Origin of the sequence: Streptomyces sp. NPDC093591 (assembly GCF_044764885.1) — a bacterium.
GTDB lineage: Bacteria > Actinomycetota > Actinomycetes > Streptomycetales > Streptomycetaceae > Streptomyces.
This window is the reverse complement of sequence record NZ_JBIWIY010000002.1, coordinates 247927-265680: the sequence shown is the minus strand read 5'-3', so window position 1 is coordinate 265680 and position 17754 is coordinate 247927. Positions and strand designations below refer to the sequence as shown.

The 17754-nt window shown below is 70.8% G+C and carries 19 protein-coding genes and 1 riboswitch; of the genes, 10 read left to right on the top strand and 9 right to left on the bottom strand.

The genetic code is table 11. The features are described 5' to 3' along the window. Nucleotides 1–19: 19 nt before the first annotated feature. Complete coding sequence (locus tag ACIREI_RS04605; RefSeq protein WP_403327307.1) at nt 20–1015, top strand: 2-hydroxyacid dehydrogenase; 996 nt, start codon at nt 20–22, stop codon at nt 1013–1015. Here ACIREI_RS04605 and ACIREI_RS04600 read toward each other — a convergent pair. Both ACIREI_RS04600 and ACIREI_RS04595 read right to left on the bottom strand, forming a co-directional pair. Beyond that, complete coding sequence (locus tag ACIREI_RS04600; protein WP_403327305.1) at nt 967–2874, bottom strand: anthranilate synthase family protein; 1908 nt, start codon at nt 2872–2874, stop codon at nt 967–969. The two genes, ACIREI_RS04605 and ACIREI_RS04600, sit on opposite strands and share 49 nt — an antisense overlap. A gap of 115 nt (nt 2875–2989) precedes the next feature. Then, nucleotides 2990–3046, bottom strand: coding sequence for a trp operon leader peptide (locus tag ACIREI_RS04595; RefSeq protein WP_071528813.1), 57 nt, complete (start codon nt 3044–3046; stop codon nt 2990–2992). Between the two features lie 96 nt (nt 3047–3142). Here ACIREI_RS04595 and ACIREI_RS04590 point away from each other — a divergent pair, with 96 nt between their 5' ends. Both ACIREI_RS04590 and ACIREI_RS04585 read left to right on the top strand, forming a co-directional pair. Then, on the top strand, nt 3143–4495 hold the full coding sequence (locus ACIREI_RS04590) for a class II 3-deoxy-7-phosphoheptulonate synthase (protein WP_403327303.1): 1353 nt from the start codon (nt 3143–3145) through the stop codon (nt 4493–4495). A 156-nt stretch (nt 4496–4651) separates the two neighbouring features. Beyond that, complete coding sequence (locus tag ACIREI_RS04585) at nt 4652–4876, top strand: bacterioferritin-associated ferredoxin (RefSeq protein ID WP_403327301.1); 225 nt, start codon at nt 4652–4654, stop codon at nt 4874–4876. Between the two features lie 22 nt (nt 4877–4898). Here ACIREI_RS04585 and bfr read toward each other — a convergent pair whose 3' ends face one another. Next, the gene (gene bfr, locus ACIREI_RS04580; RefSeq protein ID WP_030051286.1) at nt 4899–5375 is read right to left on the bottom strand and encodes a bacterioferritin; all 477 of its coding nucleotides are present in this window, start codon (nt 5373–5375) and stop codon (nt 4899–4901) included. Between the two features lie 176 nt (nt 5376–5551). Between bfr and ACIREI_RS04575 the strand changes: the two genes are divergently transcribed. Further along, nucleotides 5552–6184 (top strand): sulfite oxidase-like oxidoreductase, encoded by a 633-nt coding sequence (locus ACIREI_RS04575; protein WP_403327299.1) that lies wholly within the window; start codon nt 5552–5554, stop codon nt 6182–6184. A gap of 19 nt (nt 6185–6203) precedes the next feature. On the opposite strand, the gene ACIREI_RS04570 is transcribed toward ACIREI_RS04575, so the two are convergent. The 6 genes from ACIREI_RS04570 to thiO all read right to left on the bottom strand — a co-directional run bounded on the left by ACIREI_RS04570 (nt 6204) and on the right by thiO (nt 11989). Next, entirely contained in the window at nt 6204–6689 is a 486-nt protein-coding gene (locus tag ACIREI_RS04570) for a DUF4396 domain-containing protein (protein WP_403327297.1), read from the bottom strand. 77 nt (nt 6690–6766) lie between these two features. Continuing rightward, entirely contained in the window at nt 6767–7660 is an 894-nt protein-coding gene (locus ACIREI_RS04565; RefSeq protein ID WP_403327295.1) for a deoxyribonuclease IV, read from the bottom strand. An 83-nt stretch (nt 7661–7743) separates the two neighbouring features. After that, nucleotides 7744–9687 (bottom strand): Stk1 family PASTA domain-containing Ser/Thr kinase, encoded by a 1944-nt coding sequence (gene pknB / locus ACIREI_RS04560; protein ID WP_403327293.1) that lies wholly within the window; start codon nt 9685–9687, stop codon nt 7744–7746. A 119-nt stretch (nt 9688–9806) separates the two neighbouring features. Then, nucleotides 9807–10601, bottom strand: coding sequence for a thiazole synthase (locus tag ACIREI_RS04555; protein ID WP_403327292.1), 795 nt, complete (start codon nt 10599–10601; stop codon nt 9807–9809). 3 nt (nt 10602–10604) lie between these two features. After that, the gene (thiS, locus tag ACIREI_RS04550) at nt 10605–10826 is read right to left on the bottom strand and encodes a sulfur carrier protein ThiS (protein ID WP_403327290.1); all 222 of its coding nucleotides are present in this window, start codon (nt 10824–10826) and stop codon (nt 10605–10607) included. Further along, nucleotides 10823–11989 carry a glycine oxidase ThiO gene (gene thiO / locus ACIREI_RS04545; RefSeq protein ID WP_403327288.1) on the bottom strand — a complete coding sequence of 389 codons (1167 nt, stop codon included), beginning with the start codon at nt 11987–11989 and terminating at the stop codon, nt 10823–10825. The genes thiS and thiO overlap by 4 nt, the downstream gene beginning before the upstream one ends. Beyond that, a riboswitch (TPP riboswitch) is annotated at nt 11987–12098 on the bottom strand. (Overlaps the previous gene by 3 nt.) Nucleotides 12099–12150: 52 nt before the next feature. On the opposite strand from thiO, the gene ACIREI_RS04540 reads away from it, so the two are divergent. From ACIREI_RS04540 to ACIREI_RS04515, 6 genes are all read left to right on the top strand, one after another. Next, nucleotides 12151–12501 carry a hypothetical protein gene (locus ACIREI_RS04540; RefSeq protein ID WP_403327286.1) on the top strand — a complete coding sequence of 117 codons (351 nt, stop codon included), beginning with the start codon at nt 12151–12153 and terminating at the stop codon, nt 12499–12501. A gap of 32 nt (nt 12502–12533) precedes the next feature. Then, nucleotides 12534–13775 (top strand): NAD(P)/FAD-dependent oxidoreductase, encoded by a 1242-nt coding sequence (locus ACIREI_RS04535; RefSeq protein WP_403327284.1) that lies wholly within the window; start codon nt 12534–12536, stop codon nt 13773–13775. Between the two features lie 77 nt (nt 13776–13852). Beyond that, entirely contained in the window at nt 13853–14224 is a 372-nt protein-coding gene (locus tag ACIREI_RS04530) for an Rv2175c family DNA-binding protein (RefSeq protein ID WP_058925820.1), read from the top strand. A 636-nt stretch (nt 14225–14860) separates the two neighbouring features. Then, complete coding sequence (gene thiE / locus ACIREI_RS04525; RefSeq protein WP_403327282.1) at nt 14861–15523, top strand: thiamine phosphate synthase; 663 nt, start codon at nt 14861–14863, stop codon at nt 15521–15523. 255 nt (nt 15524–15778) lie between these two features. Beyond that, nucleotides 15779–16702, top strand: a complete 924-nt coding sequence (metF, locus tag ACIREI_RS04520) for a methylenetetrahydrofolate reductase [NAD(P)H] (RefSeq protein ID WP_403327280.1) — start codon at nt 15779–15781, stop codon at nt 16700–16702. A gap of 57 nt (nt 16703–16759) precedes the next feature. Further along, on the top strand, nt 16760–17743 hold the full coding sequence (locus ACIREI_RS04515) for a hypothetical protein (protein WP_403327278.1): 984 nt from the start codon (nt 16760–16762) through the stop codon (nt 17741–17743). Nucleotides 17744–17754 lie beyond the last annotated feature (11 nt).

Sequence of the window (17754 nt, the reverse complement as noted above, 5' to 3'; positions counted from 1 at the left end):
CTATGCATCGGGAGCAGTCGTGGAGATTCTCGCCTTCGGGGTCCAGGCGGACGAGAAGCCCCTGATCGAGCGGGCCTTCCGGGGCCACCACGAAGTCCGCTGCCTGGACGTCTTCCTCAACGAGGACACCGCCCCCATCGCCACCGGCCACGAGGTCGTCTGCACCAGCGTCAACTGCGACCTCGGCCACCGGGTCCTGCGGACCCTCGCGGCCGGCGGGACGCAGATGGTCGCCCAGCGTTCCACCGGCTTCAACAACATCGACCTCGACGTCGCCGAGCGCCTCGCCATGACGGTCGCCCGGGTCTCGTACTACTCGCCCCACTCCGTGGCCGAGTTCGCCTGGGCCCTCGCCATGGCGGTCAACCGCCGTATCGTCCGCGCCTCCACGCGCACGCGTGACTTCGACTTCCGTCTCGACGGCCTGATGGGCCGCGACATGTACGGCCGCACCGCCGGAGTCCTCGGCACCGGCAAGATCGGCGAGGCCTTCAGCCGCATCGCCCACGGCTTCGGCATGAAGCTGCTCGGCTGGGACGTCGCCGAGAACCCCGCCTGCATGCAACTCGGCATGCGCTACGTCCCCAAGGAACAGCTCCTCGCCGAGTCCGACCTGGTCAGCCTGCACGTGCCGCTGATGCCGGAGACCCGGCACCTCATCGACGCGGATGCCCTGAAGCTGATGAAGGACGACGCGATCCTGATCAACTCCAGCCGAGGCGGCCTCGTCGACACCGCGGCCCTCGTCGCCGAACTGCGCGAGGGCCGCTTCACGGGCGTCGGCCTCGACGTGTACGAGGCGGAGGCCGGTCTCTTCTTCCTCGACAAGTCCCTCCAGGCCGTCGAGGACGACACCCTGGCCCGCCTCGTCACCTTCCCGAACGTCCTGGTCACCTCCCACCAGGCGTACTACACCGAGGACGCCGTCGGCCAGATCGTCGAGACGACCCTGAAGAACGTCCTCGACTACAGGGCGGGCCGCCGCTCCGAGAACGTGCTGGTCCCCCGCAGCTGACCCACCAGCTCCCGTACGACGGAGGCGCCGTTCAGGGTGAGGACCGACTCGGGGTGGAACTGCACGCCGGCGACTGCATTCATTGGCGCGCCTCCGGCACGACCCAGCCCGCGCAGCGCATGCACCTCCCCGTTGCCGGCCCGGCTGACCTCGACGCCGTGCGCGGCGAGCTCCCGCAGGGCCTCGTCGTCGCAGCGCGCCACGAAGCTGTTGTAGAAACCGACCGTCTCCGGCCGCCCGAACAGGTCGATCGTCGTCTGCGCCCCCTGGTACGGCACCTCCTTCCGTACGATCTCCAGCCCCAGCTCGGCCGCGATCAGCTCGTGCCCGAGGCAGACGCCGAGCACGCCGTGCCGGTGGTCGCGGATGACCTGGGCGGTGAGCTCGCGCAGGAAGCGCATCTTGGGGTCGGTGAGGTCGGAAGGATCACCGGGCCCGGGGCCCAGCACGACCGGCCCCTCGTGCGTGAGCACCGCCTCCCGCAGCCCGTCCTCGTCGTACCGCCGGACGGTCACCTCCAGCCCGCTCGACCGCAGCACGTGCGCGAGCATCGCCGTGAAGGTGTCCTCGCCGTCGACGACCAGGGCGTGTCCGCTCAGCTCCGCGGACCGCTCCTGCATCCGCAGCCAGAACGGGGCGAGGGAGGCCCTGCGCCCGTCGAGGGCGGCACGCACGCGTGGGTCGTCGGTGAGACGTACGCGCGCGTGCTCCGCACGGGGCCGGGAGGGCCGTACGCCGAGAGCCGCCAGTACCCCCGCCGCCTTCGCGTGGGTCTCCGCGACCTCGCTCGCCGGGTCCGAGCCGCGCACCAGCGTGGCGCCGACCGGTACCCGCAGCCCGCCGTGCGCGTCGATGTCCGCCGTGCGGATGAGGATGGGGGAGTCGAGGGTCTGGGCCCCGCCGGAGTCCCGGCCGATCAGGGCCAGCGCCCCCGCGTAGTAGCCGCGCCCGCCGGCTTCGTGCCGCTCGATCACCCGGCAGGCGTTCTGCACGGGCGAGCCGGTGACCGTGGCCGCGAACATGGTCTCCTTCAGGACCTCGCGCACATCCAGCGAGGACTTCCCGCGCAGCTCGTACTCGGTGTGCGCGAGATGCGCCATCTCCTTCAGCCGGGGCCCGACCACGACCCCGCCCATGTCGCCGACGGTGCACATCATCTTGAGCTCCTCGTCGACGACCATCGACAGCTCCTCGATCTCCTTGCCGTCGGCGAGGAAGTCGAGCAGATGCTCGGGGGTGGGGCCCTCGGCGGGATAGCGGTACGTCCCGCTGATCGGGTTCATGACCACGGTCCCGCCGGACATCCGCACATGCACCTCGGGGCTCGCCCCGACCAGCGTCCGGTCCCCGGTGTGCACGACGAACGTCCAGTACGCGCCCCGCTCCACCTCCAGCAGCCGCCGGAACAGTGCCAGCGCGTCGGCCCGTCCGAACCCCGGGATCTCACCCTCGTACGTCCGCCGGATCACGAAGTTCGCGCCCTCGCCCCGCCCGATCTCCTCCCGCAGGACGCGCCCGACGATCTCCGCGTACTCCTCGTCGGCCACGTCGAAGCCGCCGCCCTCGACGCGCACGTCATGCGCCGGGAGCTGGGCGAGAGCCTCGGCCAGGGGGAGGTCGTACGACTCCTCCGGCGTCAGCACCACCAGCGGTGTGCCGTCGTCGCGGACGTCGAAGCCGCGCTCGCGGATCTGCCGGAAGGGGACGAGCGCCAGGCCCTCGTCGGGGAGGTCGGCGAGCCGGTCGTACGTGGTGACCGGGCCGATGAGGACCTCGACCGTCTCGTGGTCCTGGCCCGGGGTGCGGCGGCGCAGCAGGGCGAACGGGCGGGGGTCGTCCGGCAAGCCGAGCAGGTTCATGGGTCCGTGCTCCTTCTCAGTGAGACTCGGTGGTACTCAGTCGGAGAGGAACGGACCCCGGAAACGCCGAAGGCCGCCCCTCGGGCGGCCTTCGCGAAGTCTTGCGTACGCGCAGTCAGTGGGCCGCCGGATGAGCGGTCCACCACCAGTTCTGGGTCGAGTGCGCGAACATGCGAGGCACCCTACCCCATGTCCGAGTCGTGTACCCCGCGTCTCATTTGCTGGGCATGGGGCTGGACGCCCGACACGACCCCGTAATGTTGAGGGCGTGACCGTGAACGCTAAGACCAGCGCGAGCGCTGGCAACACCTGGCGAGACCTGCCCGCGGCGCAGCAGCCCGAGTACCCCGACACCGAGGCTCTGCGCGCAGTGATCGCGGACCTCGAGTCGTATCCGCCGCTCGTCTTCGCGGGCGAGTGCGACCAGCTGCGCGCCCGGATGGCGGCCGTCGCCAAGGGAGAGGCGTTCCTCCTCCAGGGCGGCGACTGCGCCGAGGCCTTCGACGCGGTGTCCGCCGACCAGATCCGCAACAAGCTCAAGACCCTGCTGCAGATGGGCGCCGTGCTGACGTACGCCGCCTCGGTGCCGGTCGTGAAGGTCGGCCGCATCGCCGGCCAGTACTCCAAGCCGCGCTCCAAGCCGACCGAGACCCGCGACGGCGTGACCCTGCCGACCTACCGCGGCGACTCCGTCAACGGCTTCGACTTCACCGAGGCCGCCCGCGTCCCGGACCCCGAACGCCTGAAGCGGATGTACAACGCGTCCGCGTCGACGCTGAACCTGGTGCGCGCCTTCACCACCGGCGGTTACGCCGACCTGCGCCAGGTGCACGCCTGGAACCAGGACTTCGTGAAGTCGTCCCCGTCCGGCCAGCGCTACGAGCAGCTGGCCCGCGAGATCGACAACGCGCTGAACTTCATGCACGCCTGCGGGGCCGACCCGGAGGAGTTCAAGACCGTCGAGTTCTACTCCTCGCACGAGGCGCTGCTGCTCGACTACGAGTCGGCGCTGACCAGGGTCGACTCCCGCACGGGGCAGCTGTACGACGTCTCGGCGCACATGGTGTGGATCGGTGAGCGCACCCGGCAGCTGGACCACGCGCACATCGAGTTCGCGTCCAAGATCCGCAACCCGATCGGCATCAAGCTCGGCCCGACCACCACGGCCGAGGAGGCGCTGCAGTACATCGAGCGCCTCGACCCGGACCGCGAGCCGGGCCGGCTGACCTTCATCGTCCGCATGGGCGCCGACAAGGTCCGCGACAAGCTCCCCGAGCTGGTCGAGAAGGTCACCGTCTCGGGTGCGACGGTGGCCTGGGTGACGGACCCGATGCACGGCAACACCTTCGAGGCGGCCTCGGGTCACAAGACCCGCCGCTTCGACGACGTGCTTGACGAGGTCAAGGGCTTCTTCGAGGTCCACAAGGCCCTGGGCACCCACCCGGGCGGTATCCACGTGGAGCTCACCGGTGACGACGTCACCGAGTGCGTGGGCGGCGGCGACGAGATCTTCGTCGACGACCTGCACCAGCGCTACGAGACGGCCTGCGACCCGCGGCTCAACCGCAGCCAGTCGCTCGACCTGGCCTTCCTCGTCGCCGAGATGTACAGGGACCAGTAACCGGTTCGGTTATTACCCGCAGGTGGGGTGGGGCGCGGATCACATACGATCCGCGCCCCACCCCACTTTTACGGTTCCTGTGTGGCGGGTAAGGTTAGGTTAGCCTCACCGATCAAGGGGATGGCACGACATCGATCCCGGCGGGAGGTGGTCCGCGTGTACGTCTGCAGTTGCTTCGGTGTCACCGAGCAGCAGGTCAAGCAGCACGCGGAGAACGGTGCCTGTACGCCCCGCCAGATAGCGTCCGCCTGCAAGGCGGGAACCGACTGCGGGTCGTGTGTACGTCGTATTCAGGCGCTCCTGGGCAGGGGTGCGTGCCCGCGCCGTGAGCTGGCCGACCAGGGCCAGCCGGTGCTCACCGACCTGGCGGACGCGGCCTAGCTCGCGTCGGTTCGCCGGCTCCCTAGCTCGGCTGCTCGATCTGCTGCGCGAGGTAGAGCGCCTCACCGAGCTTGTCGATGAGTTCCAGCTGCGTGTCCAGGTAGTCGATGTGGTGCTCCTCGTCCTCGAGGATCGACTCGAAGAGGTTCGCGGACGTGATGTCGCCCTTGGTGCGCATGACCTCGATACCGCGCTTGAGGCGGTCGATCGCCTCGACCTCGACCTGCCGGTCGGCCTGGAACATCTCCGTGACCGTCTGGCCGACCCGGACGTGGAACAGACGCTGATAGTTGGGCAGGCCGTCCAGCATGAGGATGCGCTCGGTGATCTTGTCCGCGTGCTTCATCTCATCGATGGACTCTTCACGCGTGTACTTGGCGAGCTTCGTCCAGCCTTTGTTGTCCTGGATCCGGTAGTGCAGCCAGTACTGGTTGATCGCCGTCAGCTCGCCGGTCAGCTGCTCATTGAGGAATTCGAGGACCTCGGGGTCGCCCTGCATCGCAGAGGCTCCTTCCACGCGGGGGAACTGGCAGGTTGCGCCGCATGATTGCACCGGCAGCGAAGATCGTCCAGTAAGTCTTCACTTAGTAAGTAAGGGCATGCTTAGTCCGTTATGAGGTGAATTGTTGAGGGGTATGGTCAGGTGCACTGCCCCAGGTCTGTCAGGATGGAGTCATGGGTCAGCCGGTGGAGCGCGAAGGTGGAGCAGCAGCACACTCCGAGCTTCCGCCGGGACAGCGGGTGCAGCGCGGCTGGCCGGTCACGCACTACGGTCCGGTCCCCAAGTTTCGCCCCGAACGCTGGGAGTTCAGGGTTTTCGGCGCCACCGCCGACGGCGAGAAGCACTGCTGGACCCATGAGGAGTTCACGGCGCTGCCGTACACCACCGTCGTCGCCGACCTGCACTGCGTCACGAAGTTCAGCATGCTCGGCGCGGAGTGGGGCGGAATTCCGGCCCGTACGATCCTGGAGATCGCGCCGCCCGCACCGGCCGTCACTCATGTGATGGTGTGGGCCGAGTACGGCTTCAGCTCCAACCTCCGCCTCTCCGACTTCGCCGCCGAGGGCGCGATCTTCGCCACCCACAAGGACGGCGAACTGCTCACGGCGGAGCACGGTTTCCCCCTCCGTCTGGTCGTCCCCCATCTGTACGCCTGGAAGGGTCCCAAGTGGGTCCGCGGCGTGGAGTACATGACCGCCGATCGCCGTGGCTTCTGGGAGGAGCGCGGCTACCACAACATCGGCGACCCTTGGAAGGAACAGCGGTACTCGTACCAGGAGGAGCCCGGGGACGGGCCCGAGCTCTGACTCCTCCTGGCGGGGCCGGTCAGTGGTACTGGTGCACCACCGCGTGCCCCTTGCCGCGGCCGATCATCCACTTGTTGACCGGCGCCGTGGCTACGAAGGCGACCGCGAGGGCGATGGCCAGCGCACCCCAGAACAGCAGGTCGTCCAGGCCAGCGTCCATCGCGCCGGGCCACAGGACGAGTACGCCGTTGTCGACCAGCTCCATCACGGCGATCGACAGTGTGTCCGCGGCCAGGGCGACCCTGACGGCCGCCCGGAAGCCGACGCCCGCCTTGAGTACGCCGCGCAGCGTGAGTGCGTAGCCGAAGAAGAACGCGAGCGTGATCGCCAGTATCAGCGTCGGGACGTCGCCCCAGCCGAGCGCGGTGCCGATCACCATGCCGAGCACCTCGCCGATGGCACAGCCGGTGAGGCAGTGCAGGGTGGCCTGGACGGCCATGCTCCAGGTGCTGGTGGCGGCCGTCTCGTGGTGGTGCGTGTGTGCCGCGTGCGCTTCGTGCTGCATGATCTGCCCCCAATGTCAGGTTACGGCTCCTGCATCGAGTACGAACCAGATACCCCCCGGGGGTATTCCTCGGCGGGTTACGCGTCCCGAAGTTTCTTCAGCCGCTCCACGTCCGCCGCATGGCCTTCCTTCCCGCCGGGTGTCTCGATGATCAGCGGTATGCCCGCGGTGGCCGGGTGCGTCATCAGCGCCCGGAACGGGTCCTCGCCGATGTGACCCGCGCCGATGTTCTCGTGCCGGTCCTTGTGCGCGCCGACGACGTCCTTGGAGTCATTGGCGTGGATCAGCTTCAGCCGGCCTTCGCCCACGGTGTCCACCAGCAGGTCGAGGGTCTGGTGCATGCCGGAGGGGCCGGTCAGGTCGTGGCCGGCGGCGAAGATGTGGCAGGTGTCCAGGCATACGCCCAGCTTCGGATGGGCGTCCAGCGCCTCGAAGTACGGCCCGAAGTCCCAGGTCCGCGAGCAGAGCGAGGCGCCCTGCCCGGCGGTGGACTCCAGGAGCAGATACGGGTCGTCGTCGTGGGTCAGCTCCTCGAGCAGCGGCAGCAGGTGCTGCCGTACCTGCTTCAGGGCCACCGAGCGCTCCCGGCCGCCGGTCGCGCTGCCCGTGTGCACGACCACGCCGAGCGCCCCGATCTGCCGCCCGCGCCGCAGCGAGTGCCGTAGCGACTCCACCGACTTCTCGACCGTCGCCTCGGTGTGCGAGCCGAAGTTGATCAGGTACGGCGCATGCACATATGCCGGGATCGACTCGGCCTCGCACACCGCGCGGAACTCCTCGTCCTGGCGCGGATTCCCGGTCGGCGTGGCCCAGCCGCGCGGGTTGGCGACGAAGACCTGGACCGTCTCGGCCTTGAGGTCGTGGGCGTAGGTGAGCCCGACGGAGTGGAGACCGCCGGCCACGGGGACGTGGCCACCGATGGGGTTGCGGGAGGGGCCCGAGGGGGCGGTTCCGGACTGCTGACTTCTCACCTGTCCAGGGTGTCATGCTGCCCGGACCGCCCGATCACCGGCCGGTGACGGCCTTGCTCGACGGTCGCCCCCGGTGGCTTTCGTCACCGGATGGTGATCGTGATCGTCGATCCCTTCGGCGCCGTGTCCCCGCCCTTCACGGACTGCTTCTTGACCGTGTCGCCGAACAGCCCGAGCAGACCACGGTCCTCGTCGACCGCGAAGCCGGCGGCCTCCAGCTCGGCCCTGGCGTCGTCGACGCTGTCACCGACCACGTCCGGGACCTCGATCATCTCGGGGCCCTTGGAGAGTGTCAGCGTCACCGTGTCGCCCTCGGCGGCCTGCCCGCCGTCGGTCGGCGACTGCCGGGCGACCTGGCCCGCGTCGAAGTCGGAGTTGACCCGCGCGGAGGCGACCTTCACCTTCAGGCCGGACTCCGCCAGCTCGGCCTTCGCGTCGGCCAGGGTCTCGCCGGTGACGTCCGGGACGTCCACGGGCCTGCCCTTGCTGACGGTGAGCGCGACCGCGGAACCGGAGCGGACCTTGGTGCCGGTCTCGGGGTCCACGGAGATCACGGAGCCTCGGGTGACGTCGTCGCTGAACTCGCGGGTCACCATGCCCGGTTGGAGTCCGCTCTCCTTCAGTTCGGTCCTCGCCTTGGCCAGCGGGTATCCCTGAAGGTCGGGCACCTTCACGGTCTTCGGCCCCGCCGAGATGACCAGGTTCACCGAGTCGTTGTGCCGGATGCGGGCGCCCGTCTCCGGGTCCGTGCTGATGACGGTGCCGCGCCTGACGGTGTCGCTGTAGGCGCGCTCCACCTTGCCGAGCTCCAGCCCGGCCTCCTCCAGCCGGTCCTTGGCCTGCGTCTCGGTCTTGGACAGCAGTGGCGGGACCTCGGTGAACTGGCCGGAGTTGATGTACCAGACGCCGACGCCGAGACCGAGGACCAGCAGGACGGTGGCGACGATGACGAGCGGGCCGCGCGGCGCACGCGGGGTCCGCGACCGGCGCCGGGGCGGCGGGGGCGGCGGAGTCTCCAGGCGGCTGGTTCTGTTGAAGACGGCTTCGGGACCCGGCTCGTCCTCGTTCACGGGCAGCGGGCGCTGGATGTTCAGCGCGCGCGGGATCACGCTCGTCCGGTCGTCGGCGTTGCTGTGCTGCGCCGTGAGCGCCTGCGGCGGCACCGCGTCCAGCTGGTCGGCGCTCAGCGCGGTGCGCGTCTCCCGCGCCTGCGCGAGCAGCGCCACGGCGTCGTACGGGCGCAGGTCCGGGGTGCGCGCGGTGGCCGACGCGACCAGTTCGTCGAGCTCGTACGCCAGCCCCGGCACGATCGCGGAGGGCGGCGGGACGTCCTCGTGCAGGTGCTTGTAGAGCACCACGGCGGGGGAGTCGCCGTCGTGCGGCTTGTCGCCGGTGAGCATCTCGTAGAGGACGACACCGCACGCGTACACGTCGACGCGGGCGTCGGCGGCGCCGGGCTGCTCGATCTGCTCGGGCGCGAGATAGGAGACGGTGCCGAGCACGGCGCCGGTGGTGCTGGTCACCGTGTCCACGGACCGCACGAGCCCGAAGTCGGCGACCTTGACCCGCCCGTCGTCCCCTATCAAGACGTTCTCGGGCTTCATGTCCCGGTGCACGAACCCCGCGCGGTGCGCGGCGCCGAGCGCGGCCAGCACCGGCTCCAGGATGTCGAGGGCGGCGCGGGGCTGGAGCGCCCCGCGCTCGCGCAGGACGTCGCGCAGCGTGCAGCCCGCGACGTACTCCATGGCGAGATAGACGTACGACCCGTCGGTGCCCTGGTCGAAGACCTGCACGACATTGGGGTGCGCGAGCCGGGCGACGGACTTCGCCTCCCGGATGAACCGCTCGACGAACACCCCGTCCACCGCCAGCGCGGGATGCATCACCTTGAGCGCGAGCACGCGGTCGAGGCGGGTGTCCAGGGCCCGGTAGACCGTGGCCATCCCGCCGACGGCGATCCGCGCGTCCACGCGGTACCGGCCGTCGAGCACCTGCCCGACCAGAGGGTCCTGAAGGGTCGTATCCACGCAGGTGAGTGTACGAGCCGACACTGACACGCCCGCCGGTTCGGGCGGGATCGGGGCGGGACTGCAGCCGAGCTGTGACGGACGCCTCATGGGCTGAAAGGCCTTCGTCGAACAGGCGTTCAGAATGCGGGGCGTTCCGGGTCCAGCCGTGCGATGCCCTCCACCGGGGACGACGCCTCCGCGAAGTGCCGCCGAGGAATCCGCCCCGCTCGGTACGCCAGCCGCCCCGCCTCCACCGCGTGCCGCATCGCGTCGGCCATGAGTACCGGCTCCTGCGCCCGAGTCACCGCCGAGGCGAGCATCACACCCGCGCACCCCAGCTCCATCGCGAGCGCCGCGTCCGACGCCGTACCGGCGCCCGCGTCCAGAATCACCGGCACGCGCGCGTGCTCCACGATCAGCTGGAAGTTGTGCGGGTTGCGGATGCCGAGCCCCGAGCCGATCGGGGAGCCGAGCGGCATGATCGCGGCACACCCCACGTCCTGAAGCTTCCGCGCCAGCACAGGGTCGTCATTCGTGTACGGCAGCACGGTGAACCCGTCGTCCACCAGCGTCTCCGCGGCGTCCAGCAGCTCGATCGGATCCGGCAGCAGTGTCCGCTCGTCGGCGATGACCTCCAGCTTGATCAGATCCGTACCGAGCGCCTCGCGCGCGAGGCGGGCCGTCAGCACGGCCTCACCCGCGGTGAAGCACCCGGCCGTGTTGGGCAGCACCCGGATGCCGAGCTTCTCCAGCACGGACAGGACGGACCCGTGCACCGACGGGTTCACCCGCCGCATCGCGACCGTCGTCAGCTCCGTTCCGGACGCCACGAGCGCCCGCTCCAGGACCTCCAGGCTGGGCGCTCCGCCCGTGCCCATGATCAGGCGGGACGTGAAGGACGTGTCCCCGATGACAAAAGGATCGTCGGCCATGGTTCAGCCTCCTTGGACGGCGGTGAGGACCTCGACGCGATCGCCCTCGGAGAGGGACGTCGACGGCCACTGCGCGCGCGGTACGACGGTTTCGTTGAGGGCGGCGGCCACTCCGGAGGGCGCCGCGGTGAGGGACTGCACGAGCGTGTCGAGAGCCGTGCCGGGCTCGATCTGCCGACGCTCGCCGTTGACCGAGATGGTGACCGGGGTGACGGGGAGGTTCATGCGGGCTGCTCCGTGAGTGCGGCGGCGCTGAAGCGCCTGGGCGTGAACGGGCGGGCCTCGTCCGGGAGTTCACCGGTGGTCAGGGCGTGCGCCAGGGCGTCGCCGGTGACCGGCGTGAGCAGCACGCCGTTGCGGTAGTGCCCGGTGGCCAGCAGCAGGCCCTCCAGTTCGGTCGGGCCGAGCAGCGGCGCGTTGTCGGGGGAGCCGGGGCGCAGGCCCGCGCGGGTCTCCGTGAGCGGCAGTTCCGTGATGCCCGGTACCAACTCGTGGGCGTCGCGCAGCAGTTCGTACACCCCGCCCGCGGTCACCGTCGTGTCCCAGCCCAGCTCCTCGCTCGTCGCCCCGACGACCAGCTCCCCGCTCGCGCGCGGCACCAGATACACCTGGCTGCCGCGCACCACGGCCCGCACGGTCCGGCTCAGGAACGGCGCGTACCGCTTCGGCACGGTCAGCCGCAGCACCTGCCCCTTCACCGGGCGCACCGGCGGCAGTACGTCGTCGGGGACCCCGGGCAGCCGCCCGCTGAGGCTGCCGGCCGCGAGGACGACCTGGCCCGCGCGCAGCTCGGTGCCGTCCGGCGTGGTGACCCCGGCCGCCCGGTCCCGTACGACGTCGAAGCGCTCGGCCCACGTCCGGTGGAAGACCACACCGGCCCGCTCGCACGCGGCCACCAGCGCCCCGGCCAGCCGCCGCGGATCGATCTGGTGGTCGCCGTCCACGCGCAGGCCCCCGCGCACGCCCGGCGCGAGCATCGGCTCCAGGCGCCGGCACTCCCGCCCCGAGAGCCACTCCGAGTCCAGCCCGGACTGGCGTTGCAGCGTGTGCAGTTCGCGCAGGTGGGCGCGGTCGTCGGAGTCCAGCGCGACCGCGAGCGTGCCGCACTGGCGGTAGCCGAGGTCATGGCCGGTGAGGTCGGTGAGCTCGGCCGCGAAGTCCGGGTAGCGGCGGGCCGAGGCGAGGTTCAGGCCGAGCAGGGTCTGCTCGCCGTGGTGCAGTTCCGTGACGGCGGCCAGCATTCCCGCCGCCACCTGGGCGGCGCCGCCGCCCGGCTCGGGGTCCACGACGGCCGTCGTGAACCCGCGCTGCGCGGCCCGCCACGCCGTGACCAGGCCGATGATGCCGCCCCCGATGACAAGGACGTCTGACGTTCGCGTACGCGACATGGGCGTCCAGCCCCTCCCTTCGCCGGCATGACCCGGATCAGGTTCGTACGGTCGGAGGCCGCCAGCCTCCCTCTCAGCCCGGTGCGTCCGGGCTCCCGCGAGTGCTCTACGTTGGCCACCCTAGCCCGCCGCCACATGTCTCAGTAAGGGAGCCCGTGCCCATGGCCCGCTCGCTCGACGGTCTCGTCCTCGCCCCCGTCGCGGACCAAGCCCCAGGTCAGGTGGGCACGCGTACCCGGTTCACGTACCACGAGAAGGACGGCAAGATCTGGGCCGAGTACGCGGGCGGCGATGTCGTACGCGGGTATCTCGTGGGCGGCCGCGAAGGCGACCGGCTGGACTTTCGGTACGTGCAGCTCAAGCGGGACGGGGCGACGTCGTCGGGCCACTGTGTGTCCACGGTGGTCGAGCTGGCCGACGGGCGGGTGCGCCTGGAGGAGAGCTGGGAGTGGGAGTCGCAGGCCGGCCAGGGGACGAGCGTTGTGGAGCAGGTCACTGAGCACGCCCCCTGACTGACGAACAGTCAGTTGTCTATGGTGATCAGGTGAGCGAGCAGACGCAGCAACGGGGCACGTCACAGGCGCGGCGCGTGGTCGTCGCCGGCGCGGGCATGGCGGGGGTGCAGACCGCGGTCGCCCTGCGCGAACAGGGCTTCACCGGCACCGTCACGCTGATCGGCGCCGAGCCTCACCAGCCGTACGACCGGCCGCCCCTGTCCAAGGCCGTGCTGCTCGGCAAGGCCGAGGGCTCCGCCTTCGACGTCGACTTCGAGGCGCTCGGCATCGAACTGCGGCTGGGGCGCGAGGTACTGGGCGTGCGCACCGCCGACCACGAACTGGACACCGAGGCCGGGCCCGTCCCGTACGACGTCCTCGTGCTCGCCACCGGCGCCGAACCGATCCGGCTGCCGGGCGCGGAGGGCGTCCCCGGCGTGCATCTGCTGCGCACCCTGGACGACGCCGAGCGGCTGCGGCCGGTGCTCGCCCGGCAGCACGACATCGTGGTCGTCGGGGCGGGCTGGATCGGCGCGGAGTTCGCCACGGCCGCGCGCGAGGCGGGCTGCGCGGTGACGGTCGTGGAGGCCGCCGACCGGCCGCTCGCGGGTGCGCTGCCCGCCGAGGTGGCCGCTCCGATGACCGCCTGGTACGAGGACAGCGGGGCGGTGCTGCGCACGCACGCGCGCGTGGAGCGCGTCGAGCCCGGCGCGGTGATCCTCGACGACGGCTCCCGGCTGCCCGCGGGCGCCGTCGTGGTCGGCATCGGGGCGCGGCCCGCCACGGCCTGGCTGGCGGGCTCGGGCATCGAGCTGGGCGCGCACGGCGACGTCGTGGCCGACGACCACCTGCGCACCTCCGTAGCGGACGTCTACGCGGTCGGCGACTGCGCCTCCTTCCCCTCGGCACGGTATGGCGAGCGCCTCCTGGTCCACCACTGGGACAACGCCCTCCAGGGCCCGCGTACGGTCGCCGCCAACATCCTCGGTGAGGCCACCGGTGAGCCCCCGGCGGTCTACGACCCCGTGCCGTACTTCTGGTCCGAGCAGTTCGGCCGCTTCGTCCAGTACGCCGGCCACCACGCCGCCGCCGACACGACCCTGTGGCGCGGCGACCCGTCGGGCCCGGCCTGGACGGTCTGCTGGCTGAAGGACGACCGCCTGGTCGCCCTGCTGGCGGTCGGCCGACCGAGGGACCTGGCACAGGGGCGGCGGCTGATCGAGGCGGGTACGCCGATGGATCCGGCGCTGCTGGGGGACCCGGCGCGCCCGATGAAGGCGGCGACGGCGTAGGGCCGAGAGCGGGGCGTAGGCCCTGGTCGGACGGGCCTGACTTCCGACTGTCAGTGGCAGATGGCAGGCTTGTTTCCGTGACCGAGATTGACGCAAAGATCGATGCTCTCGTCCCCGCCTGGCTCACCCTGCCCGACATCGCAGAAATGCTCGATGTCGAGGTGACCCGCGTCCGGCAGCTGGTCAAGGACGGCCAGCTCATCGCCGTACGCCGTGGTGAGAACCGCGCACTGCACGTCCCCGCCGCCTTCATCGACGGGGCCGAGCAGAAGGTCGTCAAGGGCCTGTCCGGGACCCTGACGCTCCTGCGGGACGACGGCTTCACGGACGAAGAGATGCTGGAGTGGCTCTTCACCCCCGACGAGAGCCTGCCCGGCACCCCCGCGCAGGCCCTCAGCGAGAATCGCGGCACGGAGGTGAAGCGCCGCGCCCAGGCGCTCGCCGTCTGAACCGAACGCCCTGATCCGAACGCCCCACTCCGAACATCGTCCGGTGCATGGACCGGGCTCCTGCGGGCCGCGGTCGCGGTTGACTGCGGCCCGCAGGGAGCCAGGGCCGGGGCCCGGAGTGTGTGGTGAGTGGCGTGCGCACGCGCCGGCCGTCGCGCGGTCGCAGGGGTTGGGCCACGGCCGTCCGGCTGACGACCGGGCACGTGACACCACCCCGCTCCCTGCACAGGCATGAGGCATCGGACAGGGCATCCAGACACCAGCCAGGCCGCCCCGTGACCGTGCGCCGGGCCCACCTCCACGTCTGGGGCGGGGGCCACACCCACCCGCGGCATGGGCAGTCAGGCGCATGCCGTCCAGGTCCGGTGGGCTGCCACGTCGGGTGCGGGACCGGCGTCGCCGCCACACGCGGCAATGTGCCCTCGCGGGGGTTGGGGCACACGCCCGGGCAGTGCCAGGGCGCCATACCCCGTCCGGCTCCGGACCCATCCGGCCTGCCGCGGGGCACCGCCCCACCCGTACCAAGAGTCACCGACCAGCACCGGCCCGCGACGCGGCGCCACGCTCCGGCTACCGTGCCACCGTCCGGCACCAGCCCGAAGTCCGCCCGCCAACCCGATCAACAGGGGGCACCGTATGTCCGACACCGCCACCGCAGGCACCGCCCGTGCCCAGCTCGCCGACGCCCGGCTCTACCTCTGCACGGACGCCCGCAAGCAGCGGGGCGACCTCCCGGAGTTCCTGGACGCCGTCCTGGCCGGCGGCGTCGACATCGTGCAGCTGCGCGACAAGGGCATGGAGGCGGCCGAGGAACTGGAGCACCTGAAGGTCTTCGCCGAGGCCTGCGCCCGGCACGGCAAGCTCCTCGCGGTCAACGACCGTGCCGACGTCGCCCACGCCGCCGGCGCCGACGTCCTGCACCTCGGCCAGGGCGACCTCCCGGTTCCGGCCGCCCGCGCGATTCTCGGCGACGACGTCCTCGTCGGCCGCTCCACGCACTCCGAGTCCGAGGCCACGGCGGCCGCCGTCCAGGAGGGCGTGGACTACTTCTGCACCGGCCCCTGCTGGCCCACCCCCACCAAGCCCGGCCGCCACGCCCCCGGCCTCGACCTGGTCCGGCACACCGCCGCCCTCGGCACCGACCGTCCCTGGTTCGCCATCGGCGGTATCGACCTCGGCAACCTCGACGAGGTGCTGGAGGCCGGCGCCCGCCGCGTCGTCGTCGTACGGGCGATCACGGAGGCGGGCGACCCGGGCGCGGCAGCGGCGGAGTTCGCGAAGCGGCTGCGGCAGGGGTAGGTGGCGGCTGCGGGAGATGCCGGGGCGGGGCCTGCCGGCTGGCCGGTCCTTCGTAGTGCGGCGTCTCAGATCGGACCCGCCCTGTCTCAGCCAGTGGACAGTTGGTCTGCGATCCCCGGTCTCGGGGCTCTGTCTGGCCCGCCGCGGGGCTTTTTGATGGCCCATGTTGTCCAAAGAGTGGACAACAACCCGACAAATCGGGCAGATGTCCGGCATTCGGTTGGGAGACCGGGAACCCCTGGCTAACCTGCGAGTATGGCCCTCGGCACCGCATCCATCAGGTCGGACCACGCTCGTACCGTGCGCGAGATGCTCGCGACCGGCAAGACGACGTATTCGTTCGAGTTCTACGCCCCCAAGACCCCGAAGGGCGAGCGGAACCTGTGGAACGCGCTGCGCCGGGTCGAGGCCGTCGGACCCGACTTCGTCTCCGTGACCTACGGCGCGGGCGGTTCCACCCGCGCGGGCACGGTCAAGGCGACCGAGGCGATCGCCTCGGACACCACGCTCACACCGATCGCGCACCTCACCGCGGTCGACCACTCGGTGGCCGACCTGCGCAACATCATCGGGCAGTACGCCGACGCGGGCATCCGCAACATGCTGGCGCTGCGCGGTGACCCGCCCGGCGACCCGCTGGGCGAGTGGGTGCCGCACCCCCAGGGCCTCGCCTATGCCGCCGAACTCGTCGAACTGATCAAGGCGTCCGGCGATTTCTGCGTCGGCGTCGCGGCCTTCCCCGCGATGCACCCGCGCTCCGACGACTGGGAGGCCGACGTACGTCACTTCGTCGACAAGTGCCGTGCGGGCGCGGACTACGCGATCACGCAGATGTTCTTCGAACCGGAGGACTACCTGCGCTTGCGTGACCGAGTCTCGGCCGCCGGCTGCGACACCCCGATCATCCCGGAGATCATGCCGATCGCCAGCGTACGGACGCTGGATCGGATCCCTTCGCTCACCAACGCAGCCTTCCCGGACGCCCTGAAAGAGCGGATCCTCACAGCAAAAGACGATCCGACCGCTGTACGCTCGATCGGAATCGAGTTCGCCACGGAGTTCTGCGCGCGGCTGCTGGCCGAGGGAGTGCCCGGACTGCACTTCATCACGCTCAACAACTCCACGGCGACCCTGGAAATCTACGAAAACCTGGGGCTGCACCACCCACCGCAGGCCTAGACCGGCCGTACCGGAATACGTCACACTGCGTAGGCGGCCACTGGGAGAGGGGCGTACATGGGCTGGACGGTCCTCTACATCGCGTTCGGCGTCGTCGCGCTGTGGCTGCTGGGCGAGGTGCTGCTGCAGTACAAGGCACGTCTGCGCTGGCGACTGCTCGCCTTCGTCGGCTTCCTCGGCGTCGTGGTCGGGGTGCTGATCCCCTCCGTCGTCGTCATCGGGCTGGGTGCGGCCGCGTTCGCGGTCGGCCAGACCTACGTCACCCTGTCGTTCCGCCGCGGCTTCTCGGCCGGCTGGGCGGTCTCCGCACCGGCCCTGGGGCCCCTGGCCGCAGTCAAGCGCCGCCGTGGCCGGCCGGACCGACAGGAGCCGACCCTGGAGGTCTCCGACCTCGAGGCGACCGAGGGCGCTTTCCCCGGTCACGACAGCACGTACGGTCACGACGACGCCAAGTACGGCCAGGACGACGCCGGTTACGGCCAGGACGACTACGACCGCGACGACGTCTTCACCCCCTCGCGCCAGAATCGGCCCGCGGCCGCCGACCCGAGCGGCGTCTACGAGCCGCAGCCCCTGCCCGAGGACACCGGCTCGTACGGCATATACAGCGACGCCGCCCATGCCGCGGCCGACCAGCACTATGCGTCCGCGGGGCAGCCCCAGGACCAGTACGCGACGGCCGACCAGAGCTATGCCTACGACGGCTACTCCGGCTACGACGAGCAGCAGTACGGCTACGACGCCACCGGCCAGCAGCAGTACACCGCCTACTCCGACCCGTACATCGGTGCGCAGACCTACGGCGACACCTCGTACGACGCCTATGGCCAGCAGCAGTACGGCCAGCAGGGCTACGGCCAGGACCAGTACGCCACCGGCACCTACGGCGAGACGACCCCGCCCGGCGGCGTCTGGGTCCCGCAGCAGCGCACCGACGAGCCGTACGGCGGTGAGCTCCCGCCGGAGCAGCAGTACCCGTACCAGGGCGACGGTCAGCAGCAGGGCCAGGGGCACGGGTACGACGAGCAGTACCGCTTCTGACAGCCCGCGCG

Coding starts and splice junctions, on each gene's coding strand:
- ACIREI_RS04555 (WP_403327292.1), bottom strand. CDS start 10,601: ATGGCCGACGATCCTTTTGTCATCGGGGACACGTCCTTCACGTCCCGC.
- thiE (WP_403327282.1), top strand. CDS start 14,861: ATGTCCGACACCGCCACCGCAGGCACCGCCCGTGCCCAGCTCGCCGAC.
- ACIREI_RS04575 (WP_403327299.1), top strand. CDS start 5,552: ATGGGTCAGCCGGTGGAGCGCGAAGGTGGAGCAGCAGCACACTCCGAG.
- thiS (WP_403327290.1), bottom strand. CDS start 10,826: ATGAACCTCCCCGTCACCCCGGTCACCATCTCGGTCAACGGCGAGCGT.
- ACIREI_RS04515 (WP_403327278.1), top strand. CDS start 16,760: ATGGGCTGGACGGTCCTCTACATCGCGTTCGGCGTCGTCGCGCTGTGG.
- metF (WP_403327280.1), top strand. CDS start 15,779: ATGGCCCTCGGCACCGCATCCATCAGGTCGGACCACGCTCGTACCGTG.
- ACIREI_RS04600 (WP_403327305.1), bottom strand. CDS start 2,874: ATGAACCTGCTCGGCTTGCCGGACGACCCCCGCCCGTTCGCCCTGCTG.
- ACIREI_RS04570 (WP_403327297.1), bottom strand. CDS start 6,689: ATGCAGCACGAAGCGCACGCGGCACACACGCACCACCACGAGACGGCC.
- thiO (WP_403327288.1), bottom strand. CDS start 11,989: ATGTCGCGTACGCGAACGTCAGACGTCCTTGTCATCGGGGGCGGCATC.
- ACIREI_RS04540 (WP_403327286.1), top strand. CDS start 12,151: ATGGCCCGCTCGCTCGACGGTCTCGTCCTCGCCCCCGTCGCGGACCAA.
- bfr (WP_030051286.1), bottom strand. CDS start 5,375: ATGCAGGGCGACCCCGAGGTCCTCGAATTCCTCAATGAGCAGCTGACC.